Genomic DNA, 15,775 nt, shown 5'->3' on the forward strand with positions numbered 1-15,775 from the left:
TGCATGACAGTTCCCCTTTTCTTATTAATTTTTAGAGGTTTAACTCTTTAAGTAGTCAATATAAGCCTTAGCGGTTTCGTCTTCAGGATTAATCTTGATTGTATTCTCAAAATACTCTAATGCCTTCTTGTTATCTCCTTTTAATAAATAGAAGTATCCAACATTATTGTAAGAATCTACCAATTTAGAAGTTGCATCTTCATCCAACGTCTCCCCTGCAGCTTGTTTATCCTTCAATACCTTAATTAATTGGTCAAAAGCAGGAACAAACAAACCTTTAGTCAATTCAGGAGTTTCAGGATTGATAACGTCCAATTGCATATTAGCATATCCTGTCATATACAACGCTTGTACAAGGTATTCATCATACACTTTCTGGTCGTTTGATTTTACGATAACATCAAATGCTTTGATTGCATCATTTAATTCCTTCGTTGCATCTTCTTCCTTCTCTTTTTTAGCTGCTCCGGCACGGAAGTTAGCCATTCCTAAGAAATAATTCGCCTCGTAATAGAAATCAGTACCAGTTTTCTGCGCAGGAATATTGAAAATAGCTGCAGCTACATCATATTTACCTTGTCCAAATGCTACCATACCTGCCGAACCGATTTCAGGCATCATTTCAGGGTTCATCTCTAACGCTTTTTGCAAATTAGGAAGACCCTTAGCGACATTGCCCGCTTCGATATTTGCCAAACCGGAGAAAAGATAATCGATATCGATCAAACGGCTTTCTTCAGCACCTGCAAACAATTTATCAAAATACTCGACACCTTTCGCATAATCTTTGTCTTGGTTGACCGCAATCAAACCTAAATAACGGAATACTTTTGCATCAACTCCCGGTACATTAGCCAACTTCTCTGCAACAGTCTTCAACTCGTCATATTTCTGACCATATACTAAGAAATCCGCATAGCGTACGTTCGCCTCTGGTGACATATCACCCGTAACCTGCAAATACTTTTTATAGCTATCTACCGCTTTTGAAACCTGAGCTTCGTAAGCTGCTTTTTCTTCATCTGTATTATCTGGCATACGCTTTGCCATCTGCAATTGCGTCTCAGCGATTTCGCGGTACACTGGACCATAGTTAGGATATTCAGAGGCGATATTGTTATATTGCTCTAATGCTTCGTCAAATGCAAATGCGCGACGTGTGATCAATGCTTGCTGCACTTTTGCTTTTACCAAGTTAGGATCCACATTCAATGCATCACGGTAACTAACATAAGCTTGACTATTATCTTTCAATCCTAAGAAAGCATCACCTAAAGCTACAGGGACCATAGCGTCCTTCGCATTTTTAGCTTTTGCTTGTGTCAAATAATCTACTGCTTTTGCAAAATCAGGCTTAGGTGCATCGATATAAGCACGACCGATATAATACAAAGGCAAATAATCTTTCTTTCCTAGAGAAGCAGTCGCTGTAGCAAATTTAGATTCTGCCGCAGAAGTGTTGTTCTTCATCAAATCTACGATACCCAAACCGACATTATTCAATTGCTCTTTTGGCGCATTTGTCAAACCATTATTAAAAATAATTGCCGCAGAATCAGCCTTCTCGTTGATCAAATAAATCTGTCCAAGGTAAAAGTAATTCTCGCCATCTTTAGCCTTCTTCTCGACCAAATTTTGCAAAATACCTTTAGCCTTATCGTACTGCTCTGCATCCATAGCTGCCTGAGCGTCCTTCAAACTTTGAGCACTTGCTGTACCAACCACAGCCCCAGCTAGTAATAAACTCAAAAATAATTTGCTTTTTGTCATAATTCTATCTTGTATTCTTATAGTTGTTTACTAATTTATTTTATCTCTAATTATTATCTCGCGACCTGGCATTGTGTAGGGCAGTAATCCCGATTTCAAAACAATACGCTGCCCCCTATCTCCGGTCATAAACGCTGAAAAGCCGATCCCTAACCCCAAATTAGGCTGGTAGTTCAGTACAAAAATCTCACGCTTTAAAGGATACTCTCCTGTCGCAAAACTTGTCTGAGAAGGCTTCACGTATTTCTTAGCCCCATCTTTCTCACTAACTACGCTCAAGATACGAATTTTATCTTTTTCTGAAAAAGAACTTTCTAAAGATAAAAATTGATTGTAACTAATCAAGCCTACTTTCCCTCTTTTTTCTGCCACTTCCTTTAAAACAGCTTCAGCACCATCCTTTGCCTCGACAAAAGTGTTAGCAACCTTTTCTATCTTCCCTAGCTCTCTAAAGTAACGAAAGACACTCGAATTCAGATTATCAAAAACCAAGGAATAATCCGTGACTTTATTACCCTTCATCAGCTCCGGAATATCGGATACATTAACGCTCGTATCCGCATCCCCAATATTCCCTACCAAAATAATGCCATCATAAGCGACACTATAAATTCTAGGCGTAACAGATCTCGCCTTAAACCCTTTCTGTTCCTCCTCTGTCAACTGCCTGGTCAAAACTGCAAACGCCACATCTCCGTTCAAAAGACTGTTAACCACTTGCACTTCAGAATTAGCATGCTCCTCGATTTTAGCATTATAGTAAGAGCTTTCAAAAACTTCTTTCTGTTCCAAAAACAGAGGTAAGACAGTTTCGTCTACAGCAACCGGCAAAACTCCAGCCAAGATATCATCTTTCTTCTCCTTTTTAGTACTATTGGAACAACCTGTAAAACCAAGAGTTACCACGCTGATCAACACGGAACAAAAAAACAGTTTCATACTCAGTAAGATTTAAAGATTAATAGAAGGATTAATCGTACATGATTTTTTAACGTAAAAAATTATTCTGCCAAAGTCTTGCAAATCGCATAAACGAGTACACAATCAGCAATCCTCCAAACATATTCTTATACGTTTTGTCAATTTCTAAAGGAAACGATTTCCAAAAGATAATCAATAGGCCCAAAATGAAATAAAAAAGAAACATACATAGGCCTAAAATGGACAGAAATCGCTGTGTCGGCGATTTCTGTCTAAATTTATTGTTTCTTGAGTTGTTATTCACACTCATTACATATTTGTTAAGTCCAAACGGATAGGCAAAGTATAAGCAACACGCACCGGACGTCCGTTTTGAATACCTGGGCTCCATTTCTTCGCTTTCTTCAACAAGTTGACAGCAGCTTGTCCCGTACCGTAAGAAAGGTCACGAACCACTTTAACATCTGTTAACTCTCCGTTTTTCTCTACAACGAACGATACCTGAACAGTTCCTTTCACTCCTGCATCGATAGCGCCTGATGGATACTGGTAGTTGTCGCCAATCCATTTACGGAATGCAGCCATACCACCTGGTGGCTCCGGTTGAATCTCTACGGACTCGAAGATTTCCTCTCCAGAACCGGTTCCGCCTTCTACACCTTTAGTACTACCTGTTGCTGACCCAGCAACATCTTTTGTACCCCATTTACCTTCAGTTGTGATACTACCACCTTTCATACCTTTCATCGCAACAGGACCGATAAGTTTTTTCTTATCTGTAGCCTCTTCGACAGTAGCAACTTCCTGCTCTACCGCCTTTTCCTTAGGAACAGGCTTAATCTCAGGTAAAGCAACTACATCTAGTGCAGGTTTAGATTCAGCAATCTTAGGTGCCTCTTCTTGTACAGGTGGCTTTTCTTCTTCTTCAGGAAGTTTCTCCGCCAAATCCTCTAAAGTAACTTCTTCTGTAAAAGCGATCTCCTCTTTCGGAGCTTCTTTTCCTGAAAAAAGCTTTAGATTAAGCGCCGAAGGAACACTGAAAACCGCAACAACAGCCGTTACAATAAGTAACGCAGTGTTGGTTGCTTTCGGTCCCAACTTACGAAGCTCGTACGCTCCATAAGACTTGTTCCTGTTTTCGAAGACAACATCAAGCCACTCTTTCTTAAATATATTTAATTTTCCAAACATATTATTTCTGTTTTATGATAACTGTACACTATGATTAATCATTGTACAGATTATCCTTTTTCAATAGCTCAATTTCTTCGGCCATGATACGGTTAGATATCATATAACGCTTAACATCTACGATTTTCATCTCGTCCAGTGCATCTACGATATTTCTAGTTACCGATTTTTCACTCGGGCGTATCACTACGATCATATCTTTGCCTCCTGCCTGTTGAGGAACTACCTGTTTCATCTTCATAAGTACAGCACGTAGACCGTCCTTACTGTAATCGATTACAGCCGGTTCCTGGATAGGCTTTTTAACATCACCTTGATACCAGATAAGCTTGTCGTCAGAACCCAACACCAAAGTCACACTACGATGCTCGTCCACATCAACATCAGTTTGTTTATCTGTCTCGACGTTTTTATCAGGCATAGCGACATCCATCGCTTGAGGCTTATTCAAGGAAGTGGTCAACATAAAGAACGTAATCAATAAGAACGCCAAGTCAACCATGGCTGTAAGATCGACCTTACCCCCAGATTTTTTTGACCTTACCTTTCCGCCTTTACCGCCCTTACCAGAGTCTTGATTTAATTCTGCCATTTGCTTCTATTCTAATTAATCAGCTTTAAGGCCAGTTACGAAACTGAACTTGTTTTGCTTCTGATTACGTAATGTTTCAATTATTAAATTCAAACTAGGGAACTTCTCATTGGCATCTGCCTTGATTGCTACCGTCATTAGCTCGATATCATCTGGATCAGTACCATCTGCGACAGCTTTATCTCTCAAGATCTTTGCGGAAGCTAACCTAGCCTGCTTTACCCATGAAGACAATTCATTCGACGCGTTCATAGTTGAATCTACAGGAATTCCCTTTTGCTTATCTTCTGTTCTATCGCCTGCTTCAGCTGCCAACAATGTTTTCATTGTTTTCATTGAGACTCCAAAATCTTCCATCGCTTTGAACTTACCATATTCTTCTGGCGTAAATTCAATGCCATACAATGCACCCATTTGCTGTAAAGCTTGTACGCGTACATTTTGGTCTGACATATGAAAGAAGACTTTTCCTTCATTACCAACAGTAATCATCGCTACGTTTCCATCAGGCAATTTTGCTTCTGAATAGGAATGTGGCGCGTCAACTATCAGTGACTCTTGTTGTCTTGCGGTTGCTGTAAGAACGAAGAACGTAAGAAGCAAGAAAGATACGTCACACATCGCTGTCATATCGATCGATGTACTGGCTCTTTTTACTTTTGCTTTACCCATTTCTTTAATCTTTTTTAATTAACAACTCTTCTTTTTCTTAATGATGCATGTTCATTTCAGTTTCCATAAAAAAAACTAAAATTTATTTTTAAGCATCTTACTTGTGGTTAGCCGCGTACGTTTGTACGATAGAGAAACCAGCTTCGTCGATAGAGTAAGTTAATTTGTCGATTTTTGCAGTCAAGATGTTGTACATTACAATAGCAAATGTAGATGTAGCAATACCTGTTGCTGTATTGATAAGAGCCTCGGAAATACCGTTTGCTAATTTAGCTGAATCTGGAGCACCACCTGTTGCCAATGCCGAGAAGGCCTTGATCATACCTGTTACTGTTCCTAATAGACCAGTCAACGTACCGATAGAAACCAAAGTAGCCAATACGTTTAAGTTTTTCTCTAACATAGGCATTTCTAATGCTGTAGTCTCTTCGATTTCTTTTTGGATAGCTAATGCTGATTTTTCTGCATCTAATCCTGGGTTAGCTTCAACATCTTTGTATTTCAACAAACCTGCTTTGATTACGTTAGCAACAGAACCTTTTTGTTTGTCACACTCAGCGATAGCTGTATCAATACTACCAGTTTTTAATAATGATTGTACTTTTCTTACGAAGTTACCTACATTACCTGTACCTGAAGCTTTTCCGATAACGATAAAACGCTCGATAGCGAATACCCATACCATCAAGAATAGACCGATTAAGATAGGAACGACTACCCCTGCGTGATAAACCATACCACCATAGTTACCTGGAAGAGGCTGGTTTTCAGGATTATTATCGATAAAGTTAGAAGGGTTACCCATCACATATTTCCAAATCAAATAACCGATGATAAAACAAATAACGATAGATAAGCTCGCAAATAAGTTACCTGAATTGCCACTCTCTTGTTTTGCTGGGCTAGTAGTTTTTGGTGCGTTTGCCATTTTTACTAAATTTTAGATTTTTACTGTTGTTTAATTATTTATGTTTAATTCAATTTAATGCAATACTTTTTACATCATTTTGACGTCTGTCAAAACAAATATACTATTTTGTTACAAAAGTCAAATTTTTTAGCATTTAATTTTATACTCTTTATAAAATGTGCTTGACAGATGAGCATCAGCGGCAATCATATCCTCAATACACACATAAATTAAATGTTTCCATCTTGTGAATATTATGCAATAAAAACTATTTTTTTTTTGATATGCAAATTAATAAATAGTTAACTCACAAAAATAAGTAAGCTATCACTTACTTTGCTTGTTACAACATATTTGCAGGTTAGTGCACTTTAAGCCTCTAATCTCCTTGTACTAACGCATTTATAAAGCAAAAATTGCCTTAACCACCAACTTGTTTCACACTATACCCCGCGGTCGTTAAAATTTCAAAAACTTTCTGCTTAAAATCCCCTTGTATCAAAATCTCTCCGTCTTTTGCTGTTCCCCCCACGCCGCATTTCTGCTTTAACAATTTAGCGAGATCCTGAAAATCGGATTCTTTCCCTATAAATCCCTCAACCACTGTTACAACTTTGCCTTTCCGAGATTTACGATCTAAAAGAACTTTCAATTTTTGCTTCTCTTTCGGCAATGTCTCCATTTCCGTCTCTAATTCTTCATCGTAGGCAAACGAGCTATCTGTTGAGTAAACGATACCTTCGTACCGTTGCTTTTTTTGCTTTGACATTGTCTTATAGTATTAAGTAACGAGTGACGAGTGATTAGAATCTCTAACTCTCTAACCCCTCAACCCTTCTAACATATTATCTTCAATGAACTTGGTTTTACCTCTATTTTAAGATTTCCGGTTAAGGCCAATGGCTCGCCATCGACATGCACAGGACCGGTATCATCCCGCTCGATCAATATATTGCGCCCCGGAATAATCTCAACATACTCGGACTGATCTGCAGATCGATTAAAAAGGTGATACACCATCATCGGCAGGATATACAAGGGAAATTTATGCACGATACACACATCTAACACCCCGTCACTTACAGATGCATTGGGTGCTATATAAGCGTTATTACCGTATTGTGGCGAGTTGGCAACAGAGATCATAAAAGCTTCCCTTTCATATTTCTTACCATCTATGGTTAAGGTATAGTGACAGGGCTTGTATTTTCCTAAGACATTGATCACAGATCTTAAATAACCGATGGGTCCCCGGATGGAGTCATTTGCAAATCGGTCACTCACTGATGCATCAAAACCCAGCCCCGCAATATTAAAAAAAGGCTTATCATTGATTGTCCCACAATCCACGTCAACCGTTTCAAACCGATTTAAACGACGAATAGCAGCAGTTTCATTCATAGGAATCCCTAAATAGAGTGCCAGCCCATTACCCGATCCCTCGGGAATAATCCCCAGAGGAACTCCCGACCCTATCAGTGCCGACCCCAACTCGTTGATCGTACCGTCTCCACCTACAGCTATAACCGCATCGTATTTTTCTTCAATAGCTTTCTTCCCCAGTTCATAGGCGTGATTAGGCTTGGTTGTCTGCTGAAAAGTAGGATTAAACCTCTTTAAATCAAGAACTTCTAGAACCTTCTTATTGAAAGCCGTTTTCTTCTTTCCTCCCGAAATGGGATTTATCACAAAAAGTATCTTTTTTTGATCTTCCATAAATGCATACTGTCACGCTTGTAAAGATAAGAATACATTGCAATTAATAACCGTTCAAATTTTGGAATAACTAAAATTAGCTTTTAATAGTTATAAAAGAGTTGTAGCTTTGTGGCGTCAAAAAAAGGTGGACTGATTTGCATTTTACACATACAGAGGTAAAAAGGGAGATTGCAACCACAGAAAAAAAGTGCTAAAACCGTTCATTCATTCGATTTTTCACTACTACCTGTATTGCCCTTCCCCTAAGATACAACGCGGTCCGCAGAAGTAATACTATACAAAAACAAATATTGTAATATGGCATATCTATTTACATCCGAATCGGTATCGGAAGGCCATCCCGACAAAATTGCTGATCAAATATCTGACGCATTAATTGATAACTTCTTAGCCTGGGATGAAGACGCCCGCGTAGCTATAGAAACATTGGTCACAACCGGACAAGTTGTACTGGCTGGTGAGGTCAAGTCTAAAATATACTTAGATGTACAGAAAATAACCCGGTCGGTTATTGAGAAGATAGGCTACACCAAATCGGCCTATATGTTTGAAGCCAATTCCTGTGGCGTATTATCGGCAATACACGAGCAGTCTGCTGACATTAACCAAGGGGTAGACCGCAAAACGAGACAAGACCAGGGCGCTGGTGATCAAGGCATCATGTTTGGGTACGCCAACAATGAAACCGACAACTATATGCCTTTAGCATTAGATTTATCCCACCGCTTACTCTATGAACTAGCAGCATTGCGCCGTGAAAATAAGGAAATCACTTATTTACGCCCAGACGCTAAATCTCAGGTTACACTAGAATATAGTGACGACCATAAACCTTTGCGCATCGACACTATCGTAATCTCTACACAACACGACGATTTCGACAAAGAGGATATTATGCTCGCAAAAATCACAGAAGACATCAAAAACGTTTTGATTCCTCGTGTCAAAGCACAGTTGAAGCCCGAACTACAAGCATTATTCAACGATGATATAAAATTCCATGTCAACCCTACCGGCAAGTTTGTAATCGGTGGTCCTCATGGAGATACCGGATTGACTGGACGTAAAATCATTGTCGATACTTATGGAGGGAAAGGTGCGCACGGAGGTGGGGCTTTCTCTGGAAAAGACCCTTCAAAAGTAGACCGTTCGGCTGCTTATGCGACGAGACATATCGCTAAAAATCTAGTCGCGGCTGGTATTGCGGACGAGATTCTAGTACAAATCTCATACGCCATTGGTGTAAAAGATCCTATGGGAATCTATGTAAACACCTATGGCACGAGCAAAGTAAATTGCTCTGATTCCGAAATTGCAACCAAAATAACGGAACTGTTTGACTTGACTCCGTATGGCATAGAAACAAGACTAGGCTTACGGAATCCAATGTATGCAGAAACCGCGGCATACGGACACATGGGAAGAACACCGAAAACAGTTACTAAAACTTTCGAGAACTCAAACGGTGAGACCAAAACAATGCAAGTTGAGTTATTCACTTGGGAAAAACTCGACTATATTGATAAAGTAAAAGCGGCTTTTGGCGTTTAAGCAAACAGCAACGAAAATAAAAAACAGCACTCCAAAAATTGGAGTGCTGTTTTTTATGCAAAAATGTGTAATCAAATCTCTAATCCGTACACTTATGAAAGGGACACCCTTACCGGACAACCCTATAATAATACACACAAAAAGCCTTTGAGTCCGTGTTAAGTCCATGTTGACAGCATGTAAATTCGGAAACAATTCGCTATACTGTTGGAAGCATCTCGTAGACAGCTGCCTTCTTAATAGATTTTTGATACTATCTATAGTATATTTATACTTAAGGTAACATACGCATAGGTTAGAAAAGCATACCTTATATCAGCCCCCTCGCCTTGATCTCTAAATACTTATTTATGGCATTTATACTCAGGTCCTCCGGTGCCGTATAGATAGTCTGCAAGCCGTTGCGGGTGAGTTCTTGGATAATCAGGTTTTTCTCGTACACAAATTTTTCCGCAATAATCTTATTATAGATATCGATTGTTTTTATAGCCTGCTCTCGGGCCAAATCGAACAGTTCTGTATTTTTGAAGACGATCACAACCACGATATGGCTCTTATTCAGCATCCGTAAATAAGGGAGTTGCCTATCCATTGCTTCCAAGGTCTCAAAGTTCGTATAAATAAATATTAACGAGCGCTTATTGATATACTTCCGAGCAAAAGCATATAGTCCTCCAAACTCAGACTCTTCGAATTTTGTTGTAATGCCATAAAGTTTGTCGGAGATCAGCTTCATCTGCTTATTGTTCCGTTCGGCGACAATATGATTATCGACTTCTTTGGAGAAGGTCAACATACCTGCCCTATCCTGTTTAAGTATCGCGGCGTTCGAAAGGACCAAGGTCGCATTTATAGCATAATCCAACAGAGTCATCTCTTGAAAAGGCATCCGCATCACGCGCCCCAAATCAATAAAGGAGTAAATTGGCTGGGATTTCTCTTCCTGATATTGGTTTATCATCAGCTTATTATGCTTGGCGGAGGCTTTCCAATTCATATGTCGATACTCATCGCCTTTGACATACTCACGTATATGGTCAAACTCCATCGTAGTGCCTATACGGCGGATGCGTTTAATACCTAACTCAACTAGTCTATCCGTCGTTGCCAGGAGCTGATATTTACGCATCTGTATAAAGGAAGGGTAGCAAGGGATATCAAGACTGCCCTCAAGCACAAACTTCCTTTCAAAAAGTCCAAGGTGACTGACCAAAACGTTGCACCTTCCAAAAGAATATACGCCTCGGCTTTTGGGAGACAGTTCGAATTCGATTTCATGGGCGTTATCTGGAGACAACCGTAAAAAAAACTCATTCTGCCGCATCTGTAATTGTAGAGGCATCTCTTCCAGTACACGTGCTTTTACTCTAATAGGATAACTACTCGAAACCAGCAACGAGAACGGATTAATATCTCCGTTTGACATTTTTTCAGGATACCTACGCTGAATCACAATGGGCTTTTTTGGAAGAAACAGAAAAAATAAATCCCAAACACAAACCAATAGTACCCCCCATAGTACAACGGTGCATAAGATACGTAGAGGTTCCACGTAAAACGACAGGGCAAAACCTCCCGCCAATCCTAAAAGCAGAAAGAAAAAGAGATTCTTGACATACAGCTGCCTTATCCACTTCATTATCGAGGAATTTCTACAGATTCTACCAATTGGCGAATAATATAATCGGCCGAAAAGCCTTCCATTTCTTTCTCCGGGGTAAGCTGCACACGGTGTCCTAAAACGGAGGGTGCCACATACTTCGCATCCTCTGGGGTCACAAAGTCTCTCCCCTGAAGAGCAGCAAAGGCCTTGGACGCTTCCAATAGCGCAATGGATGCCCGCGGAGATGCTCCAAGGCTTAAATTTGGATTACTACGCGTCTGCACAACAATCTGCGCAATATAATGCAACACATCCTCATGTACAAAAACTAGTTTTGTCAATTGCTGGAAGTGAACAAGTTCTTCTTTGCTCATGACCGTTTGGACAAGCTCTTCTTTATTACCAGCACGTTGCAAATGATGCTCTTTCAAAATATTCAGCTCTTGCTCAAACTCAGGGTAATGAACATCCACCTTAAATAAGAAGCGGTCTAACTGAGCTTCAGGCAGTCGATAGGTTCCTTCGTGCTCAATGGGGTTCTGCGTCGCAAATACAATAAATGGGCTCGTCATCTTGTAGGTATGTCCATCGACGGTGACCTGCTCCTCACTCATACATTCAAACAGTGATGCCTGTGTCTTCGCTGGAGCCCTATTAATCTCGTCTATCAAAATAATATTCCCAAATATCGGCCCCTTTCTAAACTCGAACTCATTGGTCTTCAAATCTAAGATAGACGAACCTGTCACATCGGAAGGCATTAGATCTGGCGTAAACTGAATCCGCTTGAAATCGCTACTTATGGTCTTCGCGATAAGTTTCGCCGTTAATGTCTTCGCTACTCCAGGTAGCCCCTCGATCAGCGAATGTCCTCCTGCAAGAATCGATATCAACAGCATATTGATTACACGATCCTGTCCTACAATCACCTTTTTGATCTCCTGCCTTACAGCCTCTAACTTCTCTTGTAAAACGGTCAAATCAATTCTGTTTTCAAAATCGGGCAAATAACGATCTGTTACATTATCTTGTTCGCTCATATCAAATTAGCTTTACTTTTAAATTCTTCTATTTTTCTATTAATATCTTTTACATCCGCTATGGAAAAACTATTCCGCGTGCGGCACCCGTGGAGAAAAGAGAAAAGTGCCGTCGTTTCTTCTAGACCTACTGCTGATTTCAGAGAGAGCTGCCGTAAGAATTTATCGTCTATGAGATCCAGCGTTTCTAAGTGATAGTGATGCCGTATAGCATAGAGGAAATAATCGATTTTTTTATGGGCAATATTTCCGGGATCCCCATTCTCATAATATAATGTACCAATGGTCTTCGCAAATTCTTTGGAAAGGTTGGACTCTGGTCTCACAATTTTTACCGCGCGCTGCTCACGCTTGCTTTTAAACAATAGCAGTACAAAAAGACCAAACAACAATAAATACCAGGCCTGGCTAAAACCCGGGCTGGTTAAAATAACCCGCAAAGGCGTAGCAGACTCTCCGGAATTAAAGTAATAATCGGAAAACAACACCTTCTTATTCTTAATTACGCTCAAGGCCCGTGAGACGTACTCGTACCCTTCTTCCTGCAATAGGTGATAGTTGGTAAATACCTCTGGAACTAAATGTAAATAAATGGCACCCTTACCGTGAGACACGCGAACAAAATTGGGGATAGCTCTTCCTCGGGAATGTAGTTGTCCCAAAATCGTACAGGTTTTTGCATTAAGCTTAGAGAAAACATTGAAATCTGAAACTCTATCCAAATAAAGCCGACCTGTGTCCTGTCCCAGCGAGTAGCTGACATTCTTGTCCGTAGGCACAAACAACTTATACTGCAATGCCTCAACTTTAATGCCTAACGTATCCAGCAGCTCATCGCCGATATAAGTCGAGGCTACAAAAATCTCTCCTCCAGCATCAGCATAATCCAATATCTTCTTTGCATCTAGATTATCATAACTGACATATTGGTATACATCAACCAATACGGCATTATAATCCAGAACACTATCCAGACGATCTACCAATTCATATAGCGTCTCTCCAAAATCTTCATACACGTGATCGGGGCCTAAGATACGAGGCGCCTCATTCCTAAAAACGAAAAGACCATAGGGTATTTTATCCTTGAAATTATAGGTTTTTGACCAATTTATGGGGCGCTTTGCTCCAGCATCAATCAGTGCAATACCTATTGCAACAATCAATACCAATAACAGCCCTATCCATATGCTTTTTTTCAAGACCACCTCCTTTGAAATTGGACAAACTGTTCTTCATATTTCGTGTAAGATGTTGCCGTAATAGCAAACCCTCCAAACCATACGTAATCAAACAGCGCGGCACATGCTAAAAATTCATTCTTCAAGGCAACATTATCCACCTCTTCCATCAGCTCACTATTGGTTTTTGACTGGTTCCATTTTACAATTCCTTTTCTACCTAGAAGCTGTATATTCATCAGGTGCAGGTAACGAATAGCCAAAGCATAGTTTTTCTGTTGCAACGCTTCTGACAAGTAGGCATCGACATCAACCCGTAGCAAGTTCTTCTCCACAAAGTCTATCTGCTGCTGCTCTTCCTCTTCATGCTCGTGATGTATATATACGCGCTTGCGCGAGATAAAAAACCTATATGCTAAAAACACAAAAATAACACCACCAACAACCGCTAATATATTAAAGATTCCTTCATTAAAATTAGTGGTCGGGGCAGGAAATAGACTTGAAAAGAAAGCCTCAATACGGTCGAATAGCTTATCAAAAAAGCTCAACTTATCTGAAATACTCTCTATATACTCAAATTCTTTGCTCTGATACCGGGACAGCATAGTATCATAAGAAGGTAAGGTGTCCGCTATTATCATCTTACTCTTAGGAATAGAATCATAATAACCGGGCTTCCAATAGGTGTATGTTGGCATGCTGTCTGTAACACTGAGGGTATCCACAGCAACCGCCTGTAAAGCACTAAGCATCGCCCCTCCTTCCTATCTTATGAATCTTTTCAAAAACATCTTCTCCAAAACGGAGTTCTTTGGCCGTTTCATAGATAATACCATAGCTGATTACGGATAGCATGTAATAGATGATAAAAAAAACGGACAGCATCGTACTTCCAAAAGTAACAAGCATTTTCCCAACATATGTTTCAAAAAAATCATTGTTGAAGCCAACATAATTATATGCTAACAAACCTATTATAACCAGCGGAACTATACTCATTAGTGTCATTAAAGACCGAAATAGAAAGGTGACTACATAAGAAGCTAAACCATATTCACCGATTTTGTCTTTTAACATCGAAAAAGCAGAGGTATAAGTATCAAACAGGTCGTAGTAATTCTCTCTATATAGCATAAAAGCAGTAAAGAACCATAACCCTAATATGGCAAAAACAACCCCGATGGCAAGACTTCCTACAAGGGGAATCAATGCTGAAATAAATAACGTAAAACTAATTGGAATAAATAGAATAATGCCAACGATGATACTTCCCAATAAAAAACGGAAGTACTTATCCATGTGATTTTTAAACGACCTCCAGATATCTTTATAAGAAAACAAAAGGTCCCTCCTATCCCTTAACAGGATAAAGTACTCTATGGTAAATCCAAACGCCAGTACCCCAATAATCAGCATAAAAACCGCCGCAACCCCAAAAATGATCAGCATATCGACAATCTCACCTGAGCTGTAATCAGCGTTTAAATTGAGCTGGGTGGAAATGTAGTACCCGACAAGCAACATCACACACAACGGACCGATCAATAGCCGCAGCAACTCTCGTGATAGGTGTCCCCAAATAATTTTCAGTAGGTTGATAAAGTCCTGTACAAACTCCCCTACTTTACGCTCGCGCTTAAACTCGAATTCGCTTAACTCCATTTATACTTTTTTGCTAACTGCCGAGGTCTAATGATGTAACAATAAATAATAGCTACCATAGACATCACAATAATACATGCACACAACCATACAGATACCTGATAGTACCGTGTGACAAACCCTTCCAGGGTACCTGCTATGATAAAAAAGGGAACAGTACTAATCAACACTTTTGCAGCTTGTTTGATTGCAGCTTTAAAGGACTCCAACCGACTATAAGATTTTGGAAAGAGAATGCTATTCCCCATCGCAAGACCGCATCCGCCGGCAATGACGATAACGGAAAGCTCAATCGTACCATGTATCCATATCGCAGACATGGCCTCCTGCAATACATCATACTTATAAAATAGATAGTGGAACGTCCCCACCATAATACCATTGCTGAACAGGATATAGCCCGTACCAAGGCTAAAAAAAACACCAAAAATAAAGGCATAAAAGGCGACTTTCACATTGTTAATGGTTATAGCAAGCGCTCCACCCCAGTTACTTCCATCTTGGTACACTCCGGCAGGATTTCCGGCTTTGATGTTTTCGATCGTCATATTGACGTAGCCATCACCGAGAATAAGTCGTACGAATCCTTCGTCATGCTGAGCCGAAACAAAGCCGATCAAACTAGCAAACACGAAAATCAAAAAGGAGTACATCAGGGGACGCCGGATAGACCAAATAGCCTCGAAGACCTCCAGCTGAAAAAAATGGGCTATCTTATTATTTGACGATTTTTGATCTTTATAAATTAGCTGATGGGCACGGATAGAAAGTTCATTGAGATATTGCTTCGTTTTACTTTTAGGATAAAAGGTCTGTGCGTAGGCCAAATCATTCGTCAACTCAATGTAATTAGAAGCCAAAGTGTCTGGATTGACATCTCCTTTATTTGTCAAGTTATTTTCTATTGACAACCATTTTTCTTTATTACGTTCGATAAAGGATGCTTCTCGCATAAACTTA

General features: G+C 39.8%; 15 protein-coding genes. 1 reads left to right on the top strand and 14 read right to left on the bottom strand.

Annotation, left to right across the window (positions count from 1 at the left end):
• Positions 1 to 39: 39 nt before the first annotated feature.
• The 8 genes from JKG64_RS20340 to JKG64_RS20375 form a co-directional block, all read right to left on the bottom strand.
• Positions 40 to 1,770 carry a tetratricopeptide repeat protein gene (locus JKG64_RS20340; RefSeq protein ID WP_210356104.1) on the bottom strand — a complete coding sequence of 577 codons (1,731 nt, stop codon included), beginning with the start codon at positions 1,768 to 1,770 and terminating at the stop codon, positions 40 to 42.
• Positions 1,771 to 1,800: 30 nt separating this feature from the next.
• Entirely contained in the window at positions 1,801 to 2,709 is a 909-nt protein-coding gene (locus JKG64_RS20345) for a PstS family phosphate ABC transporter substrate-binding protein (protein ID WP_210356105.1), read from the bottom strand.
• Positions 2,710 to 3,000: 291 nt separating this feature from the next.
• A complete protein-coding gene (locus tag JKG64_RS20350; protein WP_210356106.1) occupies positions 3,001 to 3,882 on the bottom strand; it encodes an energy transducer TonB in 882 nt (293 codons plus the stop codon).
• A gap of 34 nt (positions 3,883 to 3,916) precedes the next feature.
• Positions 3,917 to 4,474, bottom strand: coding sequence for an ExbD/TolR family protein (locus JKG64_RS20355; protein ID WP_133586549.1), 558 nt, complete (start codon positions 4,472 to 4,474; stop codon positions 3,917 to 3,919).
• 15 nt (positions 4,475 to 4,489) lie between these two features.
• Positions 4,490 to 5,146 carry an ExbD/TolR family protein gene (locus JKG64_RS20360; protein WP_210356107.1) on the bottom strand — a complete coding sequence of 219 codons (657 nt, stop codon included), beginning with the start codon at positions 5,144 to 5,146 and terminating at the stop codon, positions 4,490 to 4,492.
• A gap of 97 nt (positions 5,147 to 5,243) precedes the next feature.
• On the bottom strand, positions 5,244 to 6,074 hold the full coding sequence (locus JKG64_RS20365; protein WP_133586547.1) for a MotA/TolQ/ExbB proton channel family protein: 831 nt from the start codon (positions 6,072 to 6,074) through the stop codon (positions 5,244 to 5,246).
• 403 nt (positions 6,075 to 6,477) lie between these two features.
• Positions 6,478 to 6,825 carry a translation initiation factor gene (locus JKG64_RS20370; protein WP_210356108.1) on the bottom strand — a complete coding sequence of 116 codons (348 nt, stop codon included), beginning with the start codon at positions 6,823 to 6,825 and terminating at the stop codon, positions 6,478 to 6,480.
• 68 nt (positions 6,826 to 6,893) lie between these two features.
• Positions 6,894 to 7,772, bottom strand: coding sequence for a diacylglycerol/lipid kinase family protein (locus JKG64_RS20375; RefSeq protein ID WP_210356109.1), 879 nt, complete (start codon positions 7,770 to 7,772; stop codon positions 6,894 to 6,896).
• A gap of 300 nt (positions 7,773 to 8,072) precedes the next feature.
• Between JKG64_RS20375 and metK the strand changes: the two genes are divergently transcribed.
• Positions 8,073 to 9,326, top strand: coding sequence for a methionine adenosyltransferase (gene metK / locus JKG64_RS20380; protein WP_210356110.1), 1,254 nt, complete (start codon positions 8,073 to 8,075; stop codon positions 9,324 to 9,326).
• Positions 9,327 to 9,636: 310 nt separating this feature from the next.
• Here metK and JKG64_RS20385 read toward each other — a convergent pair whose 3' ends face one another.
• The 6 genes from JKG64_RS20385 to JKG64_RS20410 are packed head-to-tail and all read right to left on the bottom strand — an operon-like array spanning position 9,637 to position 15,768.
• Positions 9,637 to 10,965 (bottom strand): DUF58 domain-containing protein, encoded by a 1,329-nt coding sequence (locus JKG64_RS20385; RefSeq protein ID WP_210356111.1) that lies wholly within the window; start codon positions 10,963 to 10,965, stop codon positions 9,637 to 9,639.
• Positions 10,965 to 11,969 carry an AAA family ATPase gene (locus JKG64_RS20390; RefSeq protein WP_210356112.1) on the bottom strand — a complete coding sequence of 335 codons (1,005 nt, stop codon included), beginning with the start codon at positions 11,967 to 11,969 and terminating at the stop codon, positions 10,965 to 10,967. Before JKG64_RS20390 ends, JKG64_RS20385 begins: the two co-directional genes overlap by 1 nt.
• Positions 11,966 to 13,171: a DUF4350 domain-containing protein gene (locus JKG64_RS20395; protein WP_210356113.1), complete on the bottom strand. Its 1,206-nt coding sequence runs from the start codon at positions 13,169 to 13,171 to the stop codon at positions 11,966 to 11,968. Before JKG64_RS20395 ends, JKG64_RS20390 begins: the two co-directional genes overlap by 4 nt.
• Positions 13,168 to 13,905 carry a DUF4129 domain-containing protein gene (locus JKG64_RS20400; protein ID WP_210356114.1) on the bottom strand — a complete coding sequence of 246 codons (738 nt, stop codon included), beginning with the start codon at positions 13,903 to 13,905 and terminating at the stop codon, positions 13,168 to 13,170. The genes JKG64_RS20395 and JKG64_RS20400 overlap by 4 nt, the downstream gene beginning before the upstream one ends.
• Positions 13,898 to 14,815, bottom strand: a complete 918-nt coding sequence (locus JKG64_RS20405; RefSeq protein ID WP_210356115.1) for an ABC transporter permease — start codon at positions 14,813 to 14,815, stop codon at positions 13,898 to 13,900. Before JKG64_RS20405 ends, JKG64_RS20400 begins: the two co-directional genes overlap by 8 nt.
• Positions 14,806 to 15,768: a stage II sporulation protein M gene (locus JKG64_RS20410; protein ID WP_210356116.1), complete on the bottom strand. Its 963-nt coding sequence runs from the start codon at positions 15,766 to 15,768 to the stop codon at positions 14,806 to 14,808. Before JKG64_RS20410 ends, JKG64_RS20405 begins: the two co-directional genes overlap by 10 nt.
• Positions 15,769 to 15,775 lie beyond the last annotated feature (7 nt).

Origin of the sequence: Sphingobacterium tabacisoli, from assembly GCF_017908035.1 — a bacterium.
Classification (GTDB): Bacteria; Bacteroidota; Bacteroidia; order Sphingobacteriales; family Sphingobacteriaceae; genus Sphingobacterium; species Sphingobacterium tabacisoli.

Bases quoted from the DNA above. Each gene is read 5' to 3' on its own strand.
- JKG64_RS20340 (WP_210356104.1), bottom strand. From the start codon at position 1,770: ATGACAAAAAGCAAATTATTTTTGAGTTTATTACTAGCTGGGGCTGTG.
- JKG64_RS20345 (WP_210356105.1), bottom strand. From the start codon at position 2,709: ATGAAACTGTTTTTTTGTTCCGTGTTGATCAGCGTGGTAACTCTTGGT.
- JKG64_RS20350 (WP_210356106.1), bottom strand. From the start codon at position 3,882: ATGTTTGGAAAATTAAATATATTTAAGAAAGAGTGGCTTGATGTTGTC.
- JKG64_RS20355 (WP_133586549.1), bottom strand. From the start codon at position 4,474: ATGGCAGAATTAAATCAAGACTCTGGTAAGGGCGGTAAAGGCGGAAAG.
- JKG64_RS20360 (WP_210356107.1), bottom strand. From the start codon at position 5,146: ATGGGTAAAGCAAAAGTAAAAAGAGCCAGTACATCGATCGATATGACA.
- JKG64_RS20365 (WP_133586547.1), bottom strand. From the start codon at position 6,074: ATGGCAAACGCACCAAAAACTACTAGCCCAGCAAAACAAGAGAGTGGC.
- JKG64_RS20370 (WP_210356108.1), bottom strand. From the start codon at position 6,825: ATGTCAAAGCAAAAAAAGCAACGGTACGAAGGTATCGTTTACTCAACA.
- JKG64_RS20375 (WP_210356109.1), bottom strand. From the start codon at position 7,772: ATGGAAGATCAAAAAAAGATACTTTTTGTGATAAATCCCATTTCGGGA.
- metK (WP_210356110.1), top strand. From the start codon at position 8,073: ATGGCATATCTATTTACATCCGAATCGGTATCGGAAGGCCATCCCGAC.
- JKG64_RS20385 (WP_210356111.1), bottom strand. From the start codon at position 10,965: ATGAAGTGGATAAGGCAGCTGTATGTCAAGAATCTCTTTTTCTTTCTG.
- JKG64_RS20390 (WP_210356112.1), bottom strand. From the start codon at position 11,969: ATGAGCGAACAAGATAATGTAACAGATCGTTATTTGCCCGATTTTGAA.
- JKG64_RS20400 (WP_210356114.1), bottom strand. From the start codon at position 13,905: ATGCTTAGTGCTTTACAGGCGGTTGCTGTGGATACCCTCAGTGTTACA.
- JKG64_RS20405 (WP_210356115.1), bottom strand. From the start codon at position 14,815: ATGGAGTTAAGCGAATTCGAGTTTAAGCGCGAGCGTAAAGTAGGGGAG.
- JKG64_RS20410 (WP_210356116.1), bottom strand. From the start codon at position 15,768: ATGCGAGAAGCATCCTTTATCGAACGTAATAAAGAAAAATGGTTGTCA.